The sequence below is a fragment of the Paenibacillus sp. FSL F4-0236 genome, assembly GCF_038000135.1.
In the GTDB taxonomy this organism is placed as follows: domain Bacteria; phylum Bacillota; class Bacilli; order Paenibacillales; family Paenibacillaceae; genus Paenibacillus_AQ.
On record NZ_JBBOBK010000001.1, the window covers coordinates 1841719 to 1866568 of the forward strand.

Consider the following 24850-nt stretch of genomic DNA (forward strand, 5'->3'; position numbering starts at 1 on the left):
TTAAAGATGAGATTGGAATTTCAGCTTGAAGCGGAATAACGCATCTTCTTCGTACCAAGCCTGGAAATTTGTACCCCAGACATTGTTGTGTAAATTGACATGCATTCCTCCAGTAAGTGAAGCAAATGTATGATCAAATTGCACAAGCCGTGGTTCTCCAGGAGATACGAGCGCGGCATCTAATGTCGTGATATCCACTTGACCGTCCGCTGCCGCATAATACATGCCCTGATCTACCGCATGCAGATTGCGATTTCCCCCTTTAACAACGTCTAGTGGGGAAGTGAGTTGTCCGATTTTATCAAGCTTCCATTGATTTGGATTATTGACGATCGGATTGAAGCTCATCCATGCTGCTTCTGGGAGGCGATATGCATCCTTATGGAACCATTGAAGCTTACATTCTACGGTAGCAGTGTGCTTCTTAAATATATATTCGATGGTCAACTCTCGTGGAGCACCCATTCCTTCACTAGCTGCTCTAGGCATCTTTAACGTAGCAAGGACAACATCCTGTTCTTCTCCACATAATGCTTGCAAGGATAATAGTTTGGGTTTCGTCACGGTATGCATTATCCATTCTTTCGTCAGATCCATACCTGGTTTCCCGAAATCTCCGGTTGCCCATACATGCGTATTTTTCCATCGCACGTGATATTCACGGTACCAACGATCATAATCCGCTTGGGAGAAAGTCTCATATGAGAATAATCCGATCGGGTTGTTCGGCCCAGCCCACTCTCGATTACGTTGGTCTAGCAAACTGATAATAGAACCGTTATCCTCAAACACGACCTCAAAGTCTCCTAAAGTATAGGATTGATCCGTGTACAGGATTGTCGCATCCGCATTAGCAATCTGTGGACGAACCGGTCGTAATGCGGCTAGAGCAGCTCGTGCTTCGATCTGACGTTTTACGCCCAGAGTAGATACGGCATTTTCTAAATATTCCCTTTGCTCTTGCCAAGACTGCTCCATGAGACTAAATGAGCGGGCACTAAGCTTCTCCACGGCTTCCACGCCGAACATCTCGATCATTTCAGCGCGTGAATTTTTTTCGTAAAAACGATATTCAAGTGGGTTTAAGTTCACATCAACCTTGTCTCGAGCTCGTGCTTGCTGAAAATCTTCCTTATCATAATGAATGTAATCTGCCAGATAACGCTTAATATCTACACCCCACGTATGCTCAGGAATCATAATTAATTCATCGCAGAAGTTGTGATATTCCTCGTCGGCTGCAGCAAGAGATCCTTCTAGTAGCCATTTACTCTTCAAGCGAAGTAGTTCACGATAACAAGCTAATTTGTAGGGATCAGTCGAAGATCCATGGATCCAGCTATCCCCAATCTCTTCTTCGACGATCGGTAACGTATCACGAATGGCCCATACCTTCTCCGCATATTGATCCAACGTGGATGCTCTGATATCCGCATGTGGATAGGCCTCACGAAGTTGAGTGAATTCCGCTTTAATTTGTTCAACGGTGGAAGGACCATGATTATCATGCGTATGAGCAAAGTATAAAACATCATTCAAGCCTTCTGTTTCGAAGGTTGTTCCATAATCTTTACTATATTGAACGACGATTTCAGAACCATCTGGATTTCTCCACAAAAACATCTCAGGAACATGAGGAACATGGCTTGATGGGTTTACACCTAAATGAAGATACTTCATACCCGCCTTGGCCATATGTGTAATCAGCGCACGTGTATGACCAGGGACATCCGTCATTTTGGCTGCAATGGTGTGGATACCAAAGCGTTGGTCAAGACGTGTGGCCATTTGAATACCGTAATCTAGAAGCTCGGCATCGTATAATTCGGTATAGGTCGTGAAAGGGAGGCCATGCCATCTTAAATAGCCTTTTGCAATAGCTTCCTCTACTTGCTGTTTCTCCTCGGTTGTTCCATGTTTGAGTAAGTGATGAATTAACCAAGAACCCGTTGTCCAAATAAAAGAACCTTGATCAGGATGTTCATTAAAGTACTGTGCTGTTGTGATCGCACTTGGGAAAAATAGTTTCATATAACGATCAGTAACATGTTTAGCGAGATCGGTATATCCGATATCTAAATGTGTCTTGAATACAACATGGATCTGTGGTGTGCTGTGTGGCACGTTTATCACTCCTTATTCGTGTTTACGCTTTCAGTTTAAAACAATTTATATCATTTGACTTTTCAATTTGTATCTAATAGGATCAGAAACATAAATGAGCAAATATACGATTCGGAGTAAGCTAATGTGATCAGAAGAGAGGCAGCGTGTATACGATGACAGACGCTATAAAGAGTGAACGCTGGGTATATTTAATCGATTGGGAAGAGGGTCCTGCAGCCCATGTTAAAGATCTGATCCTTCTGGGATACGACCATTTCAGTAGAGCCATGCCTTTGACAAATCACGTGCACGAAGATGCTTATGAGTTTGTATATATGGAGCAAGGAACCGCAGTGTGGGAAGTTAATGGACAATTTCACCCAACGAGCGCACAGCATATCATTTATACACGACCTGGTGAACGTCACCGTGCTAGTTTTGATTATATTGGGCCATGTAGGATCTGGTGGATCATCGTTCGTGATCCGCTGCAGCATGGTCATTGGTTCGGACTGGATGATGCTGAACGCCAAGTATTTGCACAATGGATACATCGCTGTCCTCGTATTCAGTTGGTTAGCAAGGAAATCGTAGATTATTTCAAAAGGGTCCAACAGTTAATTAACCAGCAGGATACAGAGCTTGTGGAATTTCAGATTCGTCATGGAGTTCTGGAAATTCTACAACGCATTTTGCATAACACTCCACTCAAAGCGCAGTCGCATGATATGCACGCGTATACGCTGGAGCTTAAGACAAGACTGGAACAGAATCCATCTGAACGCTATACGATAGGACAGCTTGCGTCGGAGATTGGTTTAAGTGAGTCGCACTTTTACCGTATATTTCGTGAAATGAACGGACAATCACCAACAGCGTTTATGGATCGGATTCGAATGGACTGTGCTTGTCGTATGTTAGAGGAATCGAAGGTGAGCATAACGGATGTTGCTATGGAGCTTGGGTTTAAGACGAGCCAACATTTCGCGACGGTCTTCAAGAAATTAATTGGTGTAACGCCGAAGGCATGGCGCACACATTCGAAAGTCTGCAATTAAGTATTGAATTTCTGTAAGATGCATCTTATAATGAACTTAAATCTAATATCTGATATTTCAGTTTGAACTTGAATCAATTGGAGTTGTCCTATGAATGTAAAAATTGAACGACTAGATTTAAATGAGCAAGTGTACCAAATTTTGAAGAATCAAATCCTTACGCGGGAATATAAAGGTGGTGCACGACTGGATCTCAATGATTTAAGTGAGAAGATGGGGGTTAGTAAAACTCCTGTGAAGCTTGCGATCCATCGATTGGCGAATGATGGACTTATTGAAGTCGTATCACGGTCAGGTACCTATGTGAGTCAATTAACGAGTGGGCGAATCGCTGAAGTGATGGATGCTCGCATCATGATTGAGAAATGGTGCATAGAACACCTATCGCAGGAAGATCGTGAGCATCTTGTTACGAAATTAACAGAGTTTGTGGAGCGTGCAAGTACCCATCTGAATAGTCCCCAATTTTTGTATGAACAATTTCTAGAAGCAGATGTTCTGTTTCATAAAGCTATTGTGACGATGAGCCATAATCAGTTAATTCTAAAACAATATGAGCTCTTAAATAGCTTTCTGTATATTTCACGTATATTTCATTTCCAGAACTTCGATCGATCTAATGAAGGTTTGCTAGAGCACGAGCAGATTATTGAGGAAATAAAGCAAGATCGCCTGGAACAAGCGACTCATTTACTCGTGTCGCACTTGGAGAAGAGTAAGAAACACATGATGTTTCTAATAGAAGAGAATGGTGGGGCTATCTAAACTGACTGGTATTTCCTGCACAAACGCTACTCGATCTTAAAAGGACGACGTAGTCGTTTATGCTTGTTTATACTGATATTTCAGATTTTAGATTGGAGGATCTAACCAAGCATGTAAAGGAGCAAAAGAAATGCGATTAGGTATTGGTTTATATCGTCATATGTTACATACAGATTATTATCGATTTGCGAAACAGGCAGGCTGTGAGGCGGTTGTTGTCCATCTCGTAAATTATTATGGAGATATTGATGATGAGGGACTTCCTTCAACAGATGGGCAACGAAATTATGGTGTAGCACGCTTAAATGACCCAATCTGGGAATATGAGAATCTTGTGAAATTAAAAGAAGAGCTCAATCAAGAAGGACTTGAATTCGCAGCGATTGAAAATTTTAATCCATCGGATTGGTATGATGTGTTACTTGCTGGCCCAAAACGAGACGAACAAATTGAACAGATTAAGCAGATCATCCGGAATGTAGGTCGAGCAGGGATTCCTGTAATTGGATATAACTTCAGTATTGCTGGTGTGTGGGGACATATTCAAAAGCCATCTGCACGAGGAGGAGCGCTAACATCGACGTTTCATCCTGACAGCAATGAGTTAAATCATCCAATCCCACTGGGTCAGGTATGGAATATGACGTATGACGCGAGTTTGTTAGATAAGGGATATCTCCCACCAACCTCGGAGCAAGAAATATGGGATCGTTTGGCTTATTTTCTAGAACGTGTTCTACCTGTTGCGGAAGAAGCTGGGGTTAAATTAGCATTACATCCAGATGATCCGCCGATGCCGCAAATCCGTCAACATGCTCGATTAGTGAATGAGCCTGATAAATATCAGAAAATGATAGACCTTGTTCCTAGCCAAAGTAATTCGATTGAGTTCTGTATGGGCTCTATTCAAGAAATGGTGAATGGAGATGTGTATGAAGCAATTGATCAATATGCTTCACAGGATAAAATTTCATACGTTCATTTTCGTAATGTTAAAGGGAAGGTGCCTCATTACACAGAGGTTTTTGTCGATGATGGTGATATTGATATGTTGAAAGCATTACGTGTATTGAAGAAGCATCAGTTTACAGGTGTACTTATACCCGACCATACGCCACTAATGACTTGTGATGCGCCTTGGCATGCGGGGATGGCGTATGCGTTAGGTTATATGCGTGCCATTATGCGTCAAGTTGAACAAGAATAAGAGCATAAATATTATAGAAAAGGGATGAATCTTATGAAAAATCAAGCCTATTTAGATCAATTGCAAGAAAAACTATATTCTGCCGTCATATCTGATATTTTGGATAGTCTACAGCTACGTAATCAGGCATTACCACAGCATATTCGTCCCCTAGACCCGGATATGGTCGTATGCGGTTACGCCAAAACAGTCCAAGTAGCAGACGTCTATCGAAAACCGGCTCAAGCCTATAAAAAGCAAATTGAAGTGCTAGATGGTATGCAGCCTGGTGAAGTTTTTGTTGGTGATGTCGGGGGTTCCGAGCGCTCTGCCTTCTTCGGTGAGTTAATGTCCGCAGCTACGAAGGTGGCTGGAGGTAGAGGTGCTGTTATTGATGGCCTGTGCCGTGATGTAAAGAAAATCAAACAACTAGGCTTCCCTGTGTTTGTAAAAGGGACGCATCCAACCGATTCTTATGCCCGCAATGAGGTGATTGATTTTGATGTACCGATCAAAATTGGTGACGTACAGATACAGCCAGGTGATCTTATTTTCGGAGATATAGATGGTATTGTTGTCGTTCCGAAGGATGTCGAGGATGAAGTCATTGCAAAAGCATTCGAGAAGGTGAACGGAGAGAATATGGTTCGTGAGCAAATTTTGAAGGGGATGAAAGTTTCCGAGGTATTTGAGAAGTTCGGGATCCTGTAATATGGACATTCGAACGATTTCAAACCCTGGTCACATGGACGTGTTACAGGTCGTGGGAGACGGATTAATCGTAGAGTTTCTGCCAGAGAAAGGTGGAGATATCTATAAAATTTGTATTGATCGTACGAATATATTATGGGAAAGCCCTTGGGGAATCTCCAAGCTAGGGAATCGCATCGATTTCTGTCATACGTCCAAGGAGCGCTGGTTACAAAGCTACCCGGGGGGCTGGCAAATTTTATTCCCCAATGCAGGGGATGATAGCTATAACTATGGAGTTATGCATAATTTTCACGGCGAGGCTTGTCAGGTACCCTGGACATATAAGCTCGGAGAAGTAACGGATACAAAGGTTCAGATTATATTCTCCACACTACTCTATAAATCACCTTTTGCGATGGAGCGAATTGTAACGATAGACCAAGTAGAGCAGTGCATTGAGTTGAAGGAATCCGTTACGAATCAGGGGCAGCAAGCTTTGTATGCCGAATGGGGACAGCATATCGCGTTCGGTGAGCCATTCATTGGACCTGGAACACGGCTTGAAGCACCTGCGAGATCGGTCGAATCGTATGAGCGGGATTCGGAATTATCTCGTTTGAAAAAAGGTGTATTTTCATGGCCGATCGAAGATATGGGTTGTGATCTAGGACATGTCCCTTCAGGAAAGGCTACAGATTTTACGATTCTAAAAGAGTTGACGATGGGATGCTATACGATTATAAATGATAAAATGGATTTACGTGATCGTGTAGAATGGGATGTAGACACGATGCCAAACCTGTGGTTGTGGCAAGAATTTAATGGTCTTCAAGACTATCCATTCTACGGGGCCTGTTATGTCATGGGTGTAGAACCAAATTCGGCTTCACATGAAGCGGGGTTACAGGAATCGATCCAACGTGGTGAAGCCATTGTGATCAAGGCGCAGCAGACAAAGTCATTTGCATTGAAATTATCATGGAGTAGCTCGATGAATGGAAGTCATACGACGTAGTGTAAGGAGATGTTCCTATGTTTGACGATTTACAGGGAAAGGTATTTATTGTCACAGGTGCAGCGCAAGGCATTGGTAGAGGGATCGCGCTTCGCTTGGGCAAAGAAAAATGTAAAGTCGTTATCAATTTTACGAGTGATCAAAGTAAAGCTTTAGCCGAGGAAGCGATTGCGCTCATTGAAGCCTCAGGCGGGCAAGCTGTTGCGTGCCAAGGTGATGTAGGACAAGTGGATACCGCCAATAAATTAGTTGATGTGGCGGTAGGTCATTTCGGAACATTACATGGAATTGTTAATAATGCAGGGGTACAGTCTCAATATCCATCGGAGCAATTACCTATAGATGAGTGGAATCGGATCATGGATGTGAATCTGCGCGGAACATTCCTAGGGTGCCAAGAAACGATTAAATATCTCCTGAAGAAAGATATGCAGGGAAGTATTGTGAATGTATCGAGCGTGCATCAACAGATTCCTAAGCCTCAATATGTACATTATGCTTCGTCCAAAGGTGGGTTAAAGCTACTAACTGAATCATTAGCACGTGAATATGCCGATCGAGGAATTCGGATTAATGCCGTTGCTCCTGGAGCGATTGATACGCCTATGAACGGTAAATTACTCAGTGATCCGCAGATTACTGAACAAATATTGAACAAAATTCCTTCACGTCAAATTGGAACACCGGAACAAATTGCTGCACCTGTAGCTTGGTTACTGTCTCAAGAAGCAAGCTATGTGACGGGAGTTACGATATTTGCTGATGGTGGAATGGTCCTGTATCCGTAGAGTATTTGATGAATATGGATGTGAAAAAGAGGCTGTCCCAAAAGCCATAGAAATGGCTACTTGGGACAGCTTTGATTTTATCTAGGATTAACGTCATTTTTCAAAGGAGTAATTTTTATTTAATTTAATCCTCCAACCTTTTCTTTAACATCTGTTCATCGTCTTTAACATAATTGCACTGTTCACACTTTTTAATCGCAGCGTTATTCCTTCTACCAGTCAGAACCTTCATACTATTGATTTTACCACTTATCTCTGCTACGGCAACCAATTCGTTAGTCTAGAAAGTTCTTCAGCATCGGTTAAAGATGCTAACCTCACCTTACTTGGAATGATGCTTCTGCCAAGTATTTAACTGCGCTTGAATGGCTTTGCGTACGTCGTCAATACCTGCTTCGTGCAACTCTTGATTGAATTTGGGCAGAAAGGTATCTACATCGACGCTGCCGGTCATGAGAATCGGATAATATTTATTCCAGACGATTTCGATCTCATCGACTTGCTCAGATAGCGAGGAAAGGTCTGGATTAAAGCCGAGTACTTTAGATTCCACCACTTTAGCATTGTACGCTCTGTATTGTTCCCATTTATCTAGCGGATCAGGATATTTTCCACCAAGTGTTTTTAAGATAAACCAATTGCCTTGTGTATACTGTATCCCAGTATAATTTGGTGAAACGAGGACAACCTGGCCCACTTTGTTTAAATTGTAATGGACTCCTTCGATCCCATAGTTGAATAAATTACGTAATTCGGGATCGGTATTTAATAAATTTAGAAATTTAATACTTTCCTCCGGATGCTTCGTATTTGCATTTACAGTCATCATGCCACCAAGAACGGATTCTGTCGTTGCCACTTCTTGTGTTACCGGATGAGCGACCACTTGATAGCCCAGATCCTTACTCCAAACACTCTCGGATAGCGGGCCTCCGCTTGCGGATTTCCAGAAAACTTTCAACCCGCGTTGAAGTGAACTTGGTTCACGCAGCGCAGCATCTTTATTAATGAAACCAAGTTGATAGTATCGTCGAACGGTCTTTAAAATTTGTTTGGCTTCATCCGTTTCGAAAATATTGACGATCGAAGCATTTGATTGTGTCGATTGAATCATTAACGGAATTTTATAGTTCGTTATATATTCATATCCATACATCTTAAAGAAATTATGAGCATCCCGGTTAAATTCCATGGGCAAGTAATCGGGCTCATTTATTTGAATCATACGTAACAGTGGCTCTAGCGATTCTAGCGTGTTGTATTTCGTAATATCAATGTGATATTTCTTTACAAGATCAGCGGGATACATCCAATGCTCAACTACGGCTAATTCTTTATTCGTCGGTATGCCGTAAATGCTGCCATCAGGTAAACGGACACCTTTCCAGAAGATTGGATCAATTGCATTATACATGTCCTTGCCTTGGTTCATTAAATAGTCATTCAGCTTCAACCACTTTCCCTGTTTTGCATACGTAGAGTAATCCGGCGCAAAGGCAATATCAAAGGGGGTATCGGATGAAATAATTGTATTTAATCGGCTATCGTATTCTTGCCAGCCAATTTTGTTATAGGTGATCGTAATGCCGATTTTACGCAAAAGGACTTCATTTATTTTGTCATTCACCTTACGTAGATCATTGTCCGGCTCGCCGATCGTATAATAAATAAGGTTAACGGGCGTTTCATTATTAGATATTGGAGCCTCTGTATGTTTGGTGCAACCGATTAATTGAATGATTAGTAATAGAAAAAGGCCAAAGATAAACCAACGTTTATACATGACATGCATCTCCTTGACTCGTTCTTGGTAGCAAATCGTTGTCTAACTTTTTTAGCGCAGATCGGAAGGAGATTTTCCGTAATAGCTATGGAAATGTGTGTAGAAATAATTCATATTATTATATCCGACTGAACATGCGATCCAATGGATTTTCTCATTCGTGGTCTGGATAAGCTCTTTAGCACGTTGCATGCGATACAGCATTAAATATTCGGAAAGCTTCATATTCGTTTCTTTAATGAACAATTGCCCGAGATAGGTGCTATTCATTTGAAAACGATCGGCGACAGATTTTAAGGTAATATTCTGATTAAAATCTTCTCTGACCATGAGCAAAATGCGATTTACTAGCTTCGATAACGAATCGTAAGGAACACCCATGACTGGATCCAAGTGGGCAGTGCTCGTCTGTGGATCCCCAATGCTACCATGAAGATCGTCAACAATTATTTTCTCGATAACTTGCTGGAGCTTTTCTTTCTCTAATGGCTTTAATAAATAATCTTTGACCCCACATCGGATAGCCTGTTGAGCGTAGCTAAAATCACTATACCCGCTCATAATTATATATTTCGTAGGAAGTTGAACTTCATTGAGTTGTCGAATGGCATCATAACCAAGATTTTTACCAATACATACATCAAAAATAGCGATATCAGGAATTAATTGTACGGCTCTGGATACAGCAGCATCCGTCGAAACACAGGTTTCGACATAATCAAATCCATAGTGCTTCCAATCTAGAATTCGTTTCATGCCTTCTAAAATTTGTGGCTCGTCATCAACGATTAAAAGTTTGTACATCTCTAGTCACCTCTTTAGAAATCTGTACAGAAATCCTTACGCCTGCTTCATCATTGTTCTCAATGTGCATTGAAAAACCTTCATCATAGTAAAAGTTCAATCTTGCATAAACATTATATAAACCAATACTCTTGGTCGATATTTCATGTTTACTAGACAGTATTCGTCGTATATCGGCTAAGCGTTCTTCCTCAATCCACACCCCGTTATCAATAAATTCCAATCTGTAGTAATGCTCATCTTCGCTACCCTTGACGACAAATAAATTAAATTCTTTCTCTTTGTCAAAGCCGTGAATGAAAAAGTTCTCCGCCAAAGGCTGCATCCAAAATTTAATGGTGGGTACATCGAGTAACGAATCTTCCATATCAATTTGGTAATAAAAGTGGTCAGGATACTTGAATTCCATAATTTTTAAATATTTTTGCAGTAGCTCTAGTTCGCTTCCAATCGAGATAATGTTCTCTTTTTTTACCATTTCACGATAAAGGGCACCTAAGGTAGCAATCGCGTCGGCTGTATGGGCATCATGATTGACTAATGCGGTAGAGCGAATGACCTCCAAAGTGTTATATAGAAAATGAGGATTAATTTGATGCTGTAGCGCTTTCATTTCAGCTTCCTGCTGTTTCAATTTCAGTAAATATTCATTGCGAATATGTTTATCTAACTGGTGAATCATATCATCCACTTCACGTGCAATCATACCATATTCATTTCGACGATAGCGTGCAGGTTTATTTGGAGTAAAGTTCGCTGTCTTAACGCGTTTTATAGACTGAATAATACGGTGCAGGAATCGTGCATCATCTCGAAGGTTATAGACAACAAGTAATAGAACACAAATCATGGCCGTTAGAATAACTAGAAATAATAAAATGAGCGTAGACGCATGCTGCTGTACCAATACCCTTAATTCGATGGTGCTAACAAACTTATAATTAAATTTGGTGGATGGAAAAGTGACATAGAAAATGGGAGACATCCAGTTTTTTAGTATTACACCATGCGTATTTTTATTGGCAATGGCCTGCTGAATGATCTGCTCAGACATTGTATTGTCGTTGCCAATCAGATACACTTCTCCTGAATCATTAATAGCTGCTGCATGACCAAGTTGATAATTATTAACGATGCTGAAAATTTGTTCGCTGCTTATTTGAAAGCGAATTTCGGCGGAACCCTCCGCAAGCTGAAGCAATTTTTTGCGATATACAAATCCCCGTTGAATGTTCTCTGCAAACATAAGATCATCATTGGATAGACCAAACTGGAAGCGGGGAATGCCATTACTATTAAAGTCTATAACATTGCCTTGCTTCACTGTATGAACACTAATTTGTGTAATATCTCCTTGCGCCCAATTGTACAGATAAGTTTTCACATCTTCAGGAAAAGAGATAAGCGGTCGTAGATTGAATGTACTGTTCTTTAATCGTTTAGTAAGATAATCATCAATGGTTGGACTTAGAAAATAACTAGCATCGTTCATCAAGTCTTGATTTGAATAAATACGCTGCATATAAGCTTCAATACGATCTGCGTCATTCTGTAAGTTGTTCTCTGTCCGAGAAAAGGCATTTGCCGCCTCGATGCGAGCATTACCAACGGATTGATTGATGACGATGGCACTGGTCAGTGCCCCTAACGTTAGTCCGATTAACAAAATGAATATCACATAGGACCAAAATTTACTACGATAAATTTTAATGCGTAGAAACGTATTCATGTGGCACCTCAATACATGTAGGTTGTAATTGAATATAGTACAAAAGGACCTATATAATCAAATACAAATTGCTTATTCTACAACAAAAGCACATGGTATAGTTGTCAAACTATACCATGTGTCGTATTAGTGTATGGTTTATTTGAAATAATTATCGATTTCTTCCTGTGCTTTTTGAATAATTTTATCCATTCCCGCTTTTTTCAATTCGGCTAACATTTTTGGTACAATCTTCTCTGGGTCAGAAGCACCTGTTAGCAATTCGTATTTATATTTATCAAATGTAGACTGTGCGTTCGCAACTTCTGTCTGAATTTCGCTGATATCGAGTGCGAAGCCTAGAACAGTGGATGCTACAGCTTGTTCGTTTAATTTCTTCACTTGGTCCCATTGATCTTCAGGTGCGCCTTTGGTTATAGCCATATTGAAGAAGGTACCTTGTGAGTAAGCAGCGAGTGGCCATGTATCCGATGTGCGCTCGATAACGTTATCTTTACCATCTACATACTTGAAATCAACGTCTTCTTCACCAAATGCTAGCATATTACGGAGCTTTGAATCTGTGTTTACTAATTGCAGATATTTCAAAGCTTCTTTTTTGTACTTGGAATTCGCAGAGATTGCGTTTAAGGAGCCTTGAATTGTACTTGTCGTATAAAGCGGACCAAATGTTTTGTTCATAACAAATTTTTCTACGCCCGCATTGATTTGCATCGCGATCTCTGCTCCTGGGAAGGCTTGTTGCGTACCAAATGGGTTATATTTTTCTTTTTCTGTTTTGGTTGGAGCATCTGGATTGATAATTCCATCTTGATACCATTTATGAAGCAATTTCAAATTTGCCATGACATCAGGCTGTTCGAAAACGGAGATCACCTTGCGAGAAGGATCATCTACTTTTACACCTACAGGGAAGAATCCTAACGTTAAATCATCATAGTTATTGAACATACCCGAGAAGGCTTCACTTTGAATAAGTCGAAGTGGGTAGAAGCTCTTGCCTTCACCAGCTTTTATATCATGAAGTGGCTTGTCTAAATCTTGCATAGATGTAATGTTCTGGTAATCGATATTGTATTTCTGTACGAGCTTGTCATCATAGCTCCAATATTGAGAAACAGAAGAGTCTTTATAAGTTGGAACTGCATAGTATTTCCCGCCAATTTTTGTGCCATCCCATACTTCGGACGGAATTAATTTGTACAGGTCTGGGGCTTCGCTTTGGACTAAATCCGTGATGTCCGTAAGAGCTCCCATCGAGACTTGTTTACTGTACTTCGTGTTATTCGTGAACATCATGTCGAACGGCTCACCTGTGTTCACAATGGTGTTCATCTTCGTATCCCATTCGCCCCAGCTGGCCACACGAAGATCGACTTTTACCCCGATTTTCTCCGCAGTATATTCATTCATCTTGTCAATTGCTTTACTAAAGTTCGCAGGAAGTGGCGTATTACCGATCTGCCACCATACCAGGGTCGGAATATCCTTTTTACCTGCTGCTTCTGTTGATGTAGAGTTGTTTGATGGTTCATTCGTCGATGAAGCCGAGTTGTTGGAACTACCGCATGCTGCTAAGGCGGATCCCATTAATGTCAGAATACAGAGTGTTGAGGCAATCTTGAAGATTTTCTTCACTTTAACTCCCCCTATGGATTGGTTGTTTGCTATATCATAAACCAGTATAAATTTGGCTTACTTCGTAATTTAGCCTTTGACTGCGCCGACTGTCAGACCAGAAATGAAATATCTCTGGAAGAATGGATATGCACAAGCAACAGGCAAGATGATGAGGATGGCGACCGCCATACGCGCGGACTCTTTAGGCATTTTCGCGATGAGCTCTGCAGAACTAACGCCCATACTTGAAGCATTTCTGGCAAGTGCATCGGCATTGGTCATTAGATTGTTAAGCAACGCCTGTAACGAGTAGAGATTCGGGTTATCAATATACAACATGGATTGGAACCAGTCGTTCCAATAGTTGAAGCATAGGAACAATCCTATCGTTGCGAGAACAGGTAGCGATATAGGCAATATGATCGAGAAGAAGATCCTAATTTGATTAGCACCATCAATTTCTGCCGATTCAATTACACCATCTGGAATCGTGCTTGTGAAAAAGGTTTTACAAATAATGACGTTAAAGGATGAGACTGCAAGCGGTAAGATCAGAGCCCAGAAACTATCCTTCAGCCCTAGTAAGTTTGCATTGATGAAATAACTGGATACGAGACCACCATTGAAAACCATCGGAATGAATACGATCCAAGTCAGAAAGCTTTTTAACTTGTATGACGGGCGTGAAATAACATAACCCATCGATGTTGTAAGAAGGACGCCAAGTACAGTACCTACTACAGTGACAAGGGTCGAGGTGCCTAGAGCACGTAGAATCATCGTTCCTTGCTTAGCAATAAAACTGTAAGCTTCAAAAGAAAAATCGGCTGGAAAGATACTGTAGCCAACGTCTCGGATATAAGATTCATTGGTTAATGAAATCGATAATACGACGATAACGGGCACAACACAGGCAAGTGCGATGACCAGAAAAATGGAGTTAAATAGGATGTTAATTCCTTTACTTGTTCGATTAAACTTATCAAGCCCGGATTCATAGGTTTTTGTTGCCATGTTCTTACCTCCTAAATCATTGCGCTATCTGGATCAATCTTCTTCACAATCCAGTTGGCGGACAGAATCGTAATACATCCCAAAACGGATTGAACAAATGCAGCAGCAGATGCCATACCGATCGTTGCGCTTTTCAGTTGCTTATAGACGAGGACATCAACGGTCGTGGCCACATTATATAAGGAGTTAGAATCACGCGTGACCTGGAAGAAGAGACCGAAGTCGGTATAGAATATCCGTCCGACCGACAGGATGAACATCATCACGATCACCAGTTTGAGTAAAGGTAGTGTGATGAAGCGAGTCTGTTGCCAAATTGAGGCTCCATCAATGACAGCGGCTTCATAATACGAACTATCGATCGCTGTAATGGTAGCGAGATAGATAATCATGCCATAGCCGATACCTTTCCATATATTTAATAGAACGAGAATGTAAGGCCAATACTCAGGCTGCATGTACCAATTCACGGGATCATGTCCGATGTTACCGAGAAATTGATTCAGGATCCCTTTGTCAAAGCTGAAGAATGCCCAACCGACTGCAGAGATGACGACCCAAGAGAGGAAATAAGGGAGGAACATCATCGTTTGATACACTTTGCTGGCTTTGCGATTATGGAGTAATCCAATCATGATCGCGAACAACACTGGGAGTACGATGCCCGTAATAATAAAAATGATGTTATACCCAATCGTATTGCGGATAATAATCCAGGCATCATTGGATTTAAATAAAAATTCGAAGTTTTTAAAACCGACCCAAGGACTATTTACTACATTGCTAATAAAGCCCCCAGAAATTTTGAACTGCTTGAAAGCGATGATAATGCCGAACATGGGTAAGTAACAGAACAGAATGTACCAAATCGTTGTGGGAATGGCTAATAGTGTTAATTCAAAATCTTGTTTCCTCCAAGTAAAGCGCTTTCTACGCTTCAGTTGTTCAGGTTTTGCGCTCATCTCGTTCACTCCTTCATGTAAGTCATTTGTAAATTCACACGCTCTTGAAACCGCTTTACGCAAGTTCATTGTATAAGAGCAATGCGATTATCATCCAGATAACAAACATGATTTATTAGTCAACAAACGTTAGATTATGTGTGAATTGAGTTGTACTACGCAAAAAAAACACATGTTGTGGAGATTTACATACATTGCCCTGTGTGCAGGTGAGCATGGTAATACAACGAAATGATCAACGAGAAAGCACAAGAATGACATACTGTTATGATGCCCACATAGCGTTGTGACGCGGTTATTCCCGCACTACAACACGTAATTTTTGACAAGCGAGAATGACATATTTACGATTGGGTCAATTGTTTATATTGTAAATGTAAGCGCTAACAACAATGCGATAGATAACAATGCAACAGATAATGATGCTCACTCGATGATCTGAGTGTTCTCATCATTACCTACAAGGAGGGGATGTCGCGATGCATGAAACGGAAAGCGTACACATGCGAACTGTGAATTCAGAACCGAAAGAAAAGCGTAAGGGCGGAAACGAGACATGGAAGAAGATTTGGCAGAATTGGGAGCTTTACATTTTTATCGCACCCGCATTCTTTTACTTCCTCATTTTTAGCTATGGACCGATGTATGGGATTCAGATTGCTTTTAAGAACTATATTCCATCAAAAGGCTATTTTGGCAGTGAATGGGTAGGCTTTGATCATTTCATTCGATTTTTTAACTCGTACTATTTCTGGGATTTGCTGTGGAACACGCTCAGTATTAGCTTGTATGAATTAGCCATTGGATTCCCAATCCCAATTATTCTGGCGCTTGCGTTTAACGAAGTGAAGGATGGCTTCTTCAAGCGACTTGTTCAGACCGTTACGTATGCACCTCATTTCATTTCTGTCGTTGTTATGGCGGGGATGATTATTACCTTCTTGTCTCCATCGAACGGAATGATTATTCATGCCATTGAAAGCTTAGGCTTTAGTGCACCGCAGTTTCTGACAAGCCCTGGTTGGTTTAAGACGATGTATGTATTCTCAGGCGTGTGGCAGAGTGCGGGGTGGGGGACGATTATTTATTTGGCGGCACTCTCGGGAGTAGACCCAGGCTTGCATGAAGCGGCAATTATTGACGGAGCCTCTCGCTTCCAGCGTGTTCGCCACATCAATATTCCAACGCTTATACCGACCATGACCATTCTATTAATTCTAAATATGGGTGGCTTGTTAAGTGTAGGTTTTGAGAAAATATTACTTCTGCAAAATTCATTGAATATGTCAAGCTCTGACGTGATTTCAACCTTTGTCTATCGATCTGGTCTTGTCGATGCGCAATATAGCTTCTCAACAGCTGTTGGTTTATTTAACTCCATTGTGAATTGCATCCTGCTTATTACGGTGAATCAAATTGTCCGCCGTACGAGCGAGAACAGTCTATGGTAGAAGGAGGTTGGAATTTATGGTATCAGGTATAAAGCTATCTAAGCGAGATCGAATATTTCTAATTTGCACCTATACGTATGTGACAATTGCATTGTTGTTAGTCGCATATCCCATCTTATATATTATTAGCGCATCTATCAGTGATCCGAAGATGGTTGCTTCAGGTGAAATGTGGCTTCTTCCAAAAGGTATTACCTTTAAGGGGTATGAAATTGTATTTCAGAACTCGAAGATTTGGACGGGGTATGGAAATACGATTTTGTATACATTGCTAGGCACAACGATTAACTTGGTCGTTACGATGCCAGCGGCATATGCACTCAGTCGTAAGGACTTTGTAGGCCGTGGGTTTTTCATGGGTATGTTCATGGTAACGATGTTCATTGGAGGGGGTCTCGTCCCTACATACATGTTGGTAAAAGGGCTAGGCATGGTCAACACGATGTGGGCACTAGTACTTCCTGGCGCAGCGTCAATCTGGAATATTATTGTCTCTCGTACCTTCTTCGCGAACTCCATTCCAGCTGAGCTTCAAGATGCGGCTCAAATCGATGGCGCGACGAATATTCGCTTATTCCTGCGGATTGTTCTCCCGTTATCGATGCCAATTATCGCAGTTATGGCCTTATTCTACGGGGTAGGGCATTGGAACAGCTATTTCGGCGCCATGATCTACCTGAATGATGATGCGAAGTATCCATTGCAGCTTGTGCTTCGTCAGATTCTCGTGCTTCAGGAAATGCAATCTCAAGTAGGTGGCATTATCGATGCGACAGCTGCAGCAGCCCAGAACAACAAGGCAGAAATTGCTTCACTTGTGAAGTATGGGGTCATTATCGTATCTACGCTTCCGATTATTGTTGTCTATCCATTCTTACAGCGTTATTTCGTGCAAGGTGTCATGATTGGCTCTGTTAAGGGTTGATCTTAAGATACAAATAACAAAGGGGAGGTTTTTGTATGACGATTTATCGTAAAGCTGGACTCATGATGTTAGTTCTTTCCATGTCAATGTCTATTCTTACTGCATGTGGATCAAGTAGCGATAAGGGGACAGCAAGCACAGAAGGCTCAGACACAGCCACAGAGGTTCATAAGACGGGCTTTCCTATCGTGGACAAACCGATTGAGCTATCCATTATGGCACCGGATATAGGACGTCAGGATTGGAACAAGATGCCTGTTATTCAGGAATACGAGAAGATGACGAATATTAAGTTAAAGATTCAAAACGCCCCACAAGACAGCTTTGAGACGAAAAAGAATTTGGTATTTGCAAGCGGTACGCTTCCCGATATTTTCTATGCGGCGGATCTAAAAGGATCGGATCAAGTTACCTACGGAAGTCAAGGATTGTTGCTGCCTTTAGAAAAATACATTGATGAGGGCTACGCACCTAATTTAAAAAAAATTCTCGATGCAAATCCGGATATTCGCAAATCAATGACAACACCAGATGGACATATCTATGCACTACGCAATATTCAGCCATCTGCGGTATGGTATCGTGGACCGATGTGGTATAACGGGAAGTTCTTGAAGAAGTTCGGCATGGAAAACAAATTACCGCAGACAACAGAAGAGCTATACAACTATTTGAAGAAGGTTAAAGAGGAAGATGCGAACGGAAACGGTAAAGACGATGAGGTTCCTCTATCCTCTGTGAAATTAGATGATTTACGGATGTTCTTCCTCGGATTCTGGGGGATGTATAACGAGGATATCTACGTAGATAAGGAGAACAAAGTACACTTTCCACAAGCTGAACCAGCCTACAAAGAATATTTAACCTTCTTGAATCGCTTATGGAACGAGGATTTGCTGGATCATGAAACATTCTCTCAAACCGATGAGCAGAAGAAAGCAAAAGGGAAAAACAATCAAGTGGCCTTATTCTCCGATTATTTCCCATACTTCACGCTTGGTGGTGAACCGAGTGAAGATAACCCGATGATGCAGCCTGTATCTAGTGATATTGCTGGAACACCTGTATACGGCAAGCATCCTGGTATTAACACCATTGGCGGTTTCGCGATTTCAAACACGAACCCGAACCCGGAAGCAAGTATGCGCTGGATTGATTACCAATTTAGCGAAGAAGGGTATTCCTTCTGGGCGTATGGACCTGAAGGTACGTTATTTAAATACAAAGATAAAGCAACAGGCGAGAAAGAATGGCTGCCAGTTCCAGATGGTACGGATCGTGAAGAATACCGCGGTACAATCACGCCAAACTACGGGATTAATACACCAGGTTCCTATGAGAACAGCTATGTTTTAGGTCTTCGTACTAGCTTTGATGACTGGATTGACAAAGAAACAGCTACAAAGCTTACACCTATTGCAAAGACTCCCTTCCCATCGGTATTCCTGACGGTAGACCAACAGACGGAAATCAAAACACTCCGTTCCGATTTGGATAAATACGTGAAGGAAATGGAAGCGAAATTCGTTACAGGCGCAGAGCCATTATCCAATTGGGACAAATATATCGCTCAAATGAAAAAAATGGGGTATGAGAAGCTCGAATCAACATATCAACAAGCATACGATACATGGGCTGCTAGCGAATAATTTGTGAAGCTTATACATTCTCATATTTTGAAGAACTTCCCGGTCATCCTAGGCATGACCGGGAAGTTATGATGAACCCTAAGCGAGGAAGGATTATACGGTATCGTAAGGCTCAGTATTGGGATGATTACTATTCATCTGTCGATACTGGCCCGGGGTATAACCGGTTTCCTTTTTGAATTTTCGAATAAAGTTTGGTGTGTCGAGGTAGCCGACTCGCTGGATAATATCTTTTAACGAATCACTTGTTATTACGAGCTGTTCCTTGACCTTATCTAATCGTTTTTGCCAAATATATTGGACGAAGTTGATGCCGACCTTATCCTTGAATGAACGACTGAGATGGGAAGGTGAAATCGTAAACGCAGCAGAAACAGATTCAAGGCTAAGTGAATGATCAACATAGTGCTGGTCGATAAAAGCAACGATATGATCCATGAGTGAATGTTCTTCTTTTTTATGCGTCTGCTCTACCTGTGTACAAATCTGAGTGGCTAAACGGTAGAAATTCTGCTCTATAAGATGGACGGGACCATTCATGAAATGGGGGGAAGCAGACTGCATCATGTTATCCATCTTTAGCTCAACTGCAGTTTTGAGCATGGTATTCAGCAGGTCGAACAATACGCATCGCATCAGCAGGATAGATCGTTGTTTATTATCAAGCCCATAGATGGCTGTGTGAATAATTTGTTTGGCGACTTCGTAGTTGCCCTGCTTCAAGCTTTGTGCAAGCTTTAATAGCTCGTTACTAGGGAGTAACACCGTTTGATCATGGGCACTGGATAGCTTTTCAAAATACACGGTGGTTCCATGCTCGGTCGATTTACGCAATTCGAAGGCGGAGCAAGCCTCAACAAAGGATTGATTAAGCTGCTGAGGGCTCTCATAACATTTGCCTACACCGATCATCGGGTGGATATCCATTATGCCTAACGTATATTCACGGATCGCATCCACGATGTGAACGATTTGTGCAGCGAGTGCCTCATCATCTTCGAGCTGTAAGCTCACAATGAGTGCGAGCTGATCCAATTGCGGGAGCTCTACACCGTATACTTGTGTAGCAAGCGCTGGAAATTCAATAAACGCAAGCTTGCGATGTACTTCTTGTCGCGCCTGAAGATGCTGCTGTTCTAAGTCATCCCAGCCCATCATCATGACAAAATGATGACTTTGGTCGAAGTGCAGATGAAAGGTATCGAATATTCCATGCGTCATCATTTGTGCATGTCCATGCTTTAATAGCATGGAGAGAACATGGTTGCGTGCATAGGGCTCTTGGAGATCAACCTTGGAGCTATACTGCTGTAATGTTGTTCGTATATACTCGAGCTCATTTCCGGAGGCCGGTGTATCTGTTTTTTTGTTCGTGAAGCGAACGAGCTCAGCAATCGGAAGATATTGCATCCGAGCGAATAATAGAGCGATGGCCGTTCCTACAATGGCGATCACAATGAATAAAATAATGATGAAGCTCCGAACATTAAGTACGCTACTGAAAAATTGATTACTCGCCATTAAAGTCACATATGACCAGCCATTGACATCCGATGTGACGGAAATAACCGAATGATCTTCGTTGTTTATCGATAGATTATGTATGCCGGGTGGAAGCTCTGATAACCGTTGGATATCCTGTTGGCTAGCTGTATCTCCATGGCCACTATAGGATAAAACACGTCCATGATTATCAAAAATATACGTTAATCCTCGATAGTTACCGAGAACGGAATCGATCAGATATGCCAACTCTTTCTCTTTAATGAGGTACATGACAGAAGCATATGGATCTGAGGTGTTGGGAATGATCGGCAGGATATAGGTTAATACAGATTGCTCGAGTGGTGAATTTTGATTCAGCATGTTCGTAAGTCGAATAGATGGAAATTTGGACGAGTTTAAAGTAGTCACAAGTTCATCATTCTTCCAGCTTCCAAACTGATAGGAGCTACGAAATACATCCAGGCTATACATGCCATGGTTAGAATAAATATTAGGGTCATGATGATAGTACAGAAATATATCCTCCACAATGGAATTGGAAGACTTGTAGCTATCTAGTGCCGCTATGGCATCACGACTTTCATAAGGATCCAGTATGCGATAATGAGCGAGACGAGCGTCGTATGACATCCGTGACGCCATATCTCTTAAATCATTCATGCGTCCATCCACCACCGTTTTAATTTGGGTGAGCTGATTAAAGTGAGCATTTTCAATCTCCTTTTGTAAATTATCGGTAGCATTTCGGTAAATGAAAACGATTACAAATATAAGCGGAATAAGAAGGATAAGTAGATACGAACCGGTGAATTTCAGAAACAATTTCGATTTGAAATAGTTATAGTTCAAAGTGTTTTCCCCCTTTTTATGGCGTATACATGGAGATGTTCCTATCAAGCTATGAATACAGCAAGATATAGATCGGCGCTTGAATACTTATTTATATTCCATAATAGGATGTTTATAGCGGATATTTATTATTATGTCAAATGTTTTTTTGAAAATATATCATACTAAATCAATAGAATCGCAGCCTCAGAAGAGCTGCATGGAGGTCGTGCAAAAATGAGTGACGCTAATGTTGTCGAAGAGCAAATTGTTGTTGAAGGAGTTCACAATTACAGCACAGAGGAGGAGTACGTTAAGCCGGAGGATTCGCAGCTATTAGATCAGCTGGAATGGTTCAAGGATCAGAAGCTGGGCTTGATGATGCATTGGGGACCTTATTCGCAGCTTGGACTTGTTGAATCGTGGGCGCTTAGTGATAAGGATGGAGATTGGTCACGAGATGATATTGATTGGGGAGTTGATTCGGCGGAATTGAAGCGGCAATACTTCGGGCTGAATAAAACCTTTAATCCGCTCCGTTTCGAACCTGAGAAGTGGGCAGAGGTTGCGGCAGAGGGTGGCTTTAAATATTTGAACTTTACGACGAAGCATCATGATGGCTTCTGTATGTGGGACACGCAGACAACAGACTATCGCATTACGGGCAAGGATTGTCCTTTCCATGCACATAAGTACGCGGATATTTGTAAGAACGTATTTGATGCTTTTCGGGCCAAGGGACTTGGGATCTCCGCCTACTTCTCCAAAGCCGATTGGCACACACCAACATACTGGGCCCCAGGTATGGAGACGGGGACGTTCATGAATCGAGGTCCTTCGTATCCAACACAAGATTATCCATGGCTATGGGAGCAATTCGTACAGTTCACACATGATCAGATCATGGAATTGATGACGAAATATGGCCGGATTGAAATGCTCTGGTTGGATGCGGGGTGGGTATGTCCACAGAATAAGAATAATCCACAGGATATTCGGTTGGGTGAAGTGGTGGAGAAGGCACGTCAGCAGCAGCCATGGCTGCTAAGTGCAGACCGTACCGTTGGCGGCCCGTATGAGAATGTCGTTACACCTGAACAAACGTTGCCCGAGCATCCCCTGCTTATTCCATGGGAGAGCTGTATTACGATGGGGACAGCGTTCTCTTATCGGTACGAGGATCACTACAAGACGACACGTCAATTAATCCATTTGCTCGTTGAAGTTGTAGCTAAAGGCGGAAACCTGGCACTTAATGTCGCTCCACAACCAGATGGCCGCTTGTCACCAACAGCGTTGGATCGGATGAAAGGAATGGGCGCTTGGCTCAAAGTCCATGGTGAGGCGATTTATGGAACACGCATATGTGCGCCATACTCTGCTGGAAATACACATTTCACGAAAAAAGGCGATATCACCTATGCCATTCATTTGTACCCGAAAGAGCAGGAAACGGTGAGCAAAGTAATTTGTATTCCACTCGAGCAGGCTGTAACGCAAATGGATCTTGTTGGCGGACAAGAAAATCTAACATTCGAACGAACAACAACGGGATTGATCGTTCATTTACCAGAGAGCGAGCTTACGAGAGTTGCCCCAATTGCACATGTATTTCGCATAAAATAACGAGTTGAACTATGGGAGGAAGAGCAGATGCAACAATGGTTTACGGACGCAAAGCTAGGAATTTTCATTCACTATGGGATTTATGCGGTGCAAGGTGTAGCGGAATCATGGTCGTTTTATAACGGGAAAATGTCACATGAGGAGTATATGAAGCAGTTGGATGGTTTTACAGCGTCCAAATTCGATGCGAAGCATTGGGCAGATATCATTGCGAGGTCAGGTGCAAAATATTCTGTGCTTACAACCAAGCATCATGATGGTGTTGCGTTGTTCGATACGCAGTACAGTGATTTGAGCGTCATGAAGGCGACACCAGCCAAGCGGGATATTGTAAAAGAATGGTCCAATGCGATCCGTGAACGTGGTCTGCATGTAGGCATGTATTATTCCTTAATTGACTGGTCTCATCCCGATTATCCTTCCGTATTCGAGAGTGGTATCGTACCGGCTGATTTGAGTCAGGTGAATCGTTTCTCAAGTCCGGTAGATGGCATACAGGATGAAGAGACATGGCAGAAATTCCTCGCGTTTAACAATAATCAGCTACGTGAAATCATGACGAATTACGGTACTGTCGATTTATTATGGTTCGATGGTGACTGGGAGCGTAGTGCAGAACAGTGGGGGCTGCCAGCATTCAAGCAATATTTGAGATCCTTGTCTCCGAATGTGATTATCAACTCACGCTTGCAAGGGCATGGCGATTATAAGACACCAGAGCAAGGCATTCCCATTACTCGCCCAGAAGGCGCTTGGGAATTCTGTACGACCATTAATACATCTTGGGGCTATGTCCACGATGATCATAAATATAAATCCTTGAACCAAATTATCCGCATGTTCTGCGATTGCATCAGTATGGGCGGAAATATGTTGCTGGATATTGGACCGATGGAGGATGGCACCATTGATCCAAGACAGGAGGACATTCTTCTGGGACTAGGTGACTGGATTCGTGCACACGAGGAGGCAATCTACGGTACGCAGGATGGAATTATGACACGCTATTATCTGGGTGGGAGTACCTTATCCGCGGACAAGAAGACCTTATATTTATTCGTCTACGATGCGCCGAAGGAGAATATCTGTCTCAAGGGACTATGCAATCCGATCAAGAAAATTACGGTACTACACTCGGGCAAAGAGCTGACTCACGAAATTCATGGTGGTGTACCCTGGTTCGATATTCCGGGAACGACTTGGATTCATATGACGCCAGCGGACACGCATGAGCAGGTAAGCGTGCTTAAGCTGGAATTTGATGAAGAGGTTAGGATGTACGGTGGAGCTGGCACTGTTGTTACGCATAACTAAATGCCGAAGGGAGGGAGAGGTCAACGAT

General features: G+C 42.0%; 19 protein-coding genes. 11 read left to right on the forward strand and 8 right to left on the reverse strand.

Annotated elements, in window-relative coordinates:
* Window positions 1–2124 carry a DUF5054 domain-containing protein gene (locus tag NSQ29_RS08425; RefSeq protein ID WP_341124783.1) on the reverse strand — a complete coding sequence of 708 codons (2124 nt, stop codon included), beginning with the start codon at window positions 2122–2124 and terminating at the stop codon, window positions 1–3.
* Window positions 2125–2279: 155 nt separating this feature from the next.
* On the opposite strand from NSQ29_RS08425, the gene NSQ29_RS08430 reads away from it, so the two are divergent.
* The 6 genes from NSQ29_RS08430 (at window position 2280) to NSQ29_RS08455 (ending at window position 7611) form a co-directional block, all read left to right on the forward strand.
* A complete protein-coding gene (locus NSQ29_RS08430) occupies window positions 2280–3164 on the forward strand; it encodes an AraC family transcriptional regulator (protein ID WP_076300565.1) in 885 nt (294 codons plus the stop codon).
* Window positions 3165–3254: 90 nt separating this feature from the next.
* Entirely contained in the window at window positions 3255–3929 is a 675-nt protein-coding gene (locus NSQ29_RS08435; protein ID WP_339265568.1) for a GntR family transcriptional regulator, read from the forward strand.
* 130 nt (window positions 3930–4059) lie between these two features.
* Window positions 4060–5136, forward strand: coding sequence for a mannonate dehydratase (locus NSQ29_RS08440; protein WP_341124784.1), 1077 nt, complete (start codon window positions 4060–4062; stop codon window positions 5134–5136).
* A gap of 33 nt (window positions 5137–5169) precedes the next feature.
* Window positions 5170–5826 (forward strand): RraA family protein, encoded by a 657-nt coding sequence (locus tag NSQ29_RS08445; protein WP_341124785.1) that lies wholly within the window; start codon window positions 5170–5172, stop codon window positions 5824–5826.
* A gap of 1 nt (window position 5827) precedes the next feature.
* Window positions 5828–6823: a DUF4432 family protein gene (locus NSQ29_RS08450; protein ID WP_341124786.1), complete on the forward strand. Its 996-nt coding sequence runs from the start codon at window positions 5828–5830 to the stop codon at window positions 6821–6823.
* 17 nt (window positions 6824–6840) lie between these two features.
* Window positions 6841–7611, forward strand: coding sequence for a glucose 1-dehydrogenase (locus NSQ29_RS08455; RefSeq protein WP_076286264.1), 771 nt, complete (start codon window positions 6841–6843; stop codon window positions 7609–7611).
* Window positions 7612–7933: 322 nt separating this feature from the next.
* Here NSQ29_RS08455 and NSQ29_RS08460 read toward each other — a convergent pair whose 3' ends face one another.
* From NSQ29_RS08460 to NSQ29_RS08485, 6 genes are all read right to left on the reverse strand, one after another.
* Complete coding sequence (locus tag NSQ29_RS08460) at window positions 7934–9394, reverse strand: ABC transporter substrate-binding protein (protein ID WP_340970801.1); 1461 nt, start codon at window positions 9392–9394, stop codon at window positions 7934–7936.
* Between the two features lie 51 nt (window positions 9395–9445).
* Window positions 9446–10198, reverse strand: a complete 753-nt coding sequence (locus NSQ29_RS08465; RefSeq protein WP_076286262.1) for a response regulator transcription factor — start codon at window positions 10196–10198, stop codon at window positions 9446–9448.
* Window positions 10176–11927, reverse strand: a complete 1752-nt coding sequence (locus NSQ29_RS08470; protein WP_340970797.1) for a sensor histidine kinase — start codon at window positions 11925–11927, stop codon at window positions 10176–10178. The genes NSQ29_RS08465 and NSQ29_RS08470 overlap by 23 nt, the downstream gene beginning before the upstream one ends.
* Before the next feature lie 138 nt (window positions 11928–12065).
* A complete protein-coding gene (locus NSQ29_RS08475) occupies window positions 12066–13565 on the reverse strand; it encodes an ABC transporter substrate-binding protein (protein ID WP_341053218.1) in 1500 nt (499 codons plus the stop codon).
* 69 nt (window positions 13566–13634) lie between these two features.
* Entirely contained in the window at window positions 13635–14561 is a 927-nt protein-coding gene (locus NSQ29_RS08480) for a carbohydrate ABC transporter permease (RefSeq protein ID WP_340970792.1), read from the reverse strand.
* A gap of 11 nt (window positions 14562–14572) precedes the next feature.
* Window positions 14573–15523, reverse strand: coding sequence for an ABC transporter permease (locus NSQ29_RS08485; protein WP_076286258.1), 951 nt, complete (start codon window positions 15521–15523; stop codon window positions 14573–14575).
* A 503-nt stretch (window positions 15524–16026) separates the two neighbouring features.
* On the opposite strand from NSQ29_RS08485, the gene NSQ29_RS08490 reads away from it, so the two are divergent.
* From NSQ29_RS08490 to NSQ29_RS08500, 3 genes are read left to right on the forward strand one after another with little or no spacing between them, the layout of a single operon-like run.
* Window positions 16027–16974, forward strand: a complete 948-nt coding sequence (locus NSQ29_RS08490; protein ID WP_340974902.1) for an ABC transporter permease — start codon at window positions 16027–16029, stop codon at window positions 16972–16974.
* Between the two features lie 16 nt (window positions 16975–16990).
* A complete protein-coding gene (locus NSQ29_RS08495) occupies window positions 16991–17899 on the forward strand; it encodes a carbohydrate ABC transporter permease (RefSeq protein ID WP_076286257.1) in 909 nt (302 codons plus the stop codon).
* Between the two features lie 35 nt (window positions 17900–17934).
* Window positions 17935–19548 (forward strand): extracellular solute-binding protein, encoded by a 1614-nt coding sequence (locus NSQ29_RS08500; protein ID WP_341124787.1) that lies wholly within the window; start codon window positions 17935–17937, stop codon window positions 19546–19548.
* A 93-nt stretch (window positions 19549–19641) separates the two neighbouring features.
* Here NSQ29_RS08500 and NSQ29_RS08505 read toward each other — a convergent pair whose 3' ends face one another.
* Entirely contained in the window at window positions 19642–21903 is a 2262-nt protein-coding gene (locus NSQ29_RS08505; RefSeq protein WP_340970785.1) for a helix-turn-helix domain-containing protein, read from the reverse strand.
* 216 nt (window positions 21904–22119) lie between these two features.
* Between NSQ29_RS08505 and NSQ29_RS08510 the strand changes: the two genes are divergently transcribed.
* On the forward strand, window positions 22120–23508 hold the full coding sequence (locus NSQ29_RS08510; RefSeq protein ID WP_340970783.1) for an alpha-L-fucosidase: 1389 nt from the start codon (window positions 22120–22122) through the stop codon (window positions 23506–23508).
* Window positions 23509–23535: 27 nt separating this feature from the next.
* Window positions 23536–24822, forward strand: coding sequence for an alpha-L-fucosidase (locus NSQ29_RS08515; RefSeq protein WP_340970781.1), 1287 nt, complete (start codon window positions 23536–23538; stop codon window positions 24820–24822).
* Window positions 24823–24850: the final 28 nt, after the last annotated feature.

Coding starts and splice junctions, on each gene's coding strand:
- NSQ29_RS08515 (WP_340970781.1), top strand. CDS start 23,536: ATGCAACAATGGTTTACGGACGCAAAGCTAGGAATTTTCATTCACTAT.
- NSQ29_RS08440 (WP_341124784.1), top strand. CDS start 4,060: ATGCGATTAGGTATTGGTTTATATCGTCATATGTTACATACAGATTAT.
- NSQ29_RS08495 (WP_076286257.1), top strand. CDS start 16,991: ATGGTATCAGGTATAAAGCTATCTAAGCGAGATCGAATATTTCTAATT.
- NSQ29_RS08480 (WP_340970792.1), bottom strand. CDS start 14,561: ATGGCAACAAAAACCTATGAATCCGGGCTTGATAAGTTTAATCGAACA.
- NSQ29_RS08430 (WP_076300565.1), top strand. CDS start 2,280: ATGACAGACGCTATAAAGAGTGAACGCTGGGTATATTTAATCGATTGG.
- NSQ29_RS08510 (WP_340970783.1), top strand. CDS start 22,120: ATGAGTGACGCTAATGTTGTCGAAGAGCAAATTGTTGTTGAAGGAGTT.
- NSQ29_RS08445 (WP_341124785.1), top strand. CDS start 5,170: ATGAAAAATCAAGCCTATTTAGATCAATTGCAAGAAAAACTATATTCT.
- NSQ29_RS08465 (WP_076286262.1), bottom strand. CDS start 10,198: ATGTACAAACTTTTAATCGTTGATGACGAGCCACAAATTTTAGAAGGC.
- NSQ29_RS08435 (WP_339265568.1), top strand. CDS start 3,255: ATGAATGTAAAAATTGAACGACTAGATTTAAATGAGCAAGTGTACCAA.
- NSQ29_RS08485 (WP_076286258.1), bottom strand. CDS start 15,523: ATGAGCGCAAAACCTGAACAACTGAAGCGTAGAAAGCGCTTTACTTGG.
- NSQ29_RS08450 (WP_341124786.1), top strand. CDS start 5,828: ATGGACATTCGAACGATTTCAAACCCTGGTCACATGGACGTGTTACAG.
- NSQ29_RS08490 (WP_340974902.1), top strand. CDS start 16,027: ATGCGAACTGTGAATTCAGAACCGAAAGAAAAGCGTAAGGGCGGAAAC.
- NSQ29_RS08460 (WP_340970801.1), bottom strand. CDS start 9,394: ATGTATAAACGTTGGTTTATCTTTGGCCTTTTTCTATTACTAATCATT.
- NSQ29_RS08470 (WP_340970797.1), bottom strand. CDS start 11,927: ATGAATACGTTTCTACGCATTAAAATTTATCGTAGTAAATTTTGGTCC.
- NSQ29_RS08500 (WP_341124787.1), top strand. CDS start 17,935: ATGACGATTTATCGTAAAGCTGGACTCATGATGTTAGTTCTTTCCATG.
- NSQ29_RS08455 (WP_076286264.1), top strand. CDS start 6,841: ATGTTTGACGATTTACAGGGAAAGGTATTTATTGTCACAGGTGCAGCG.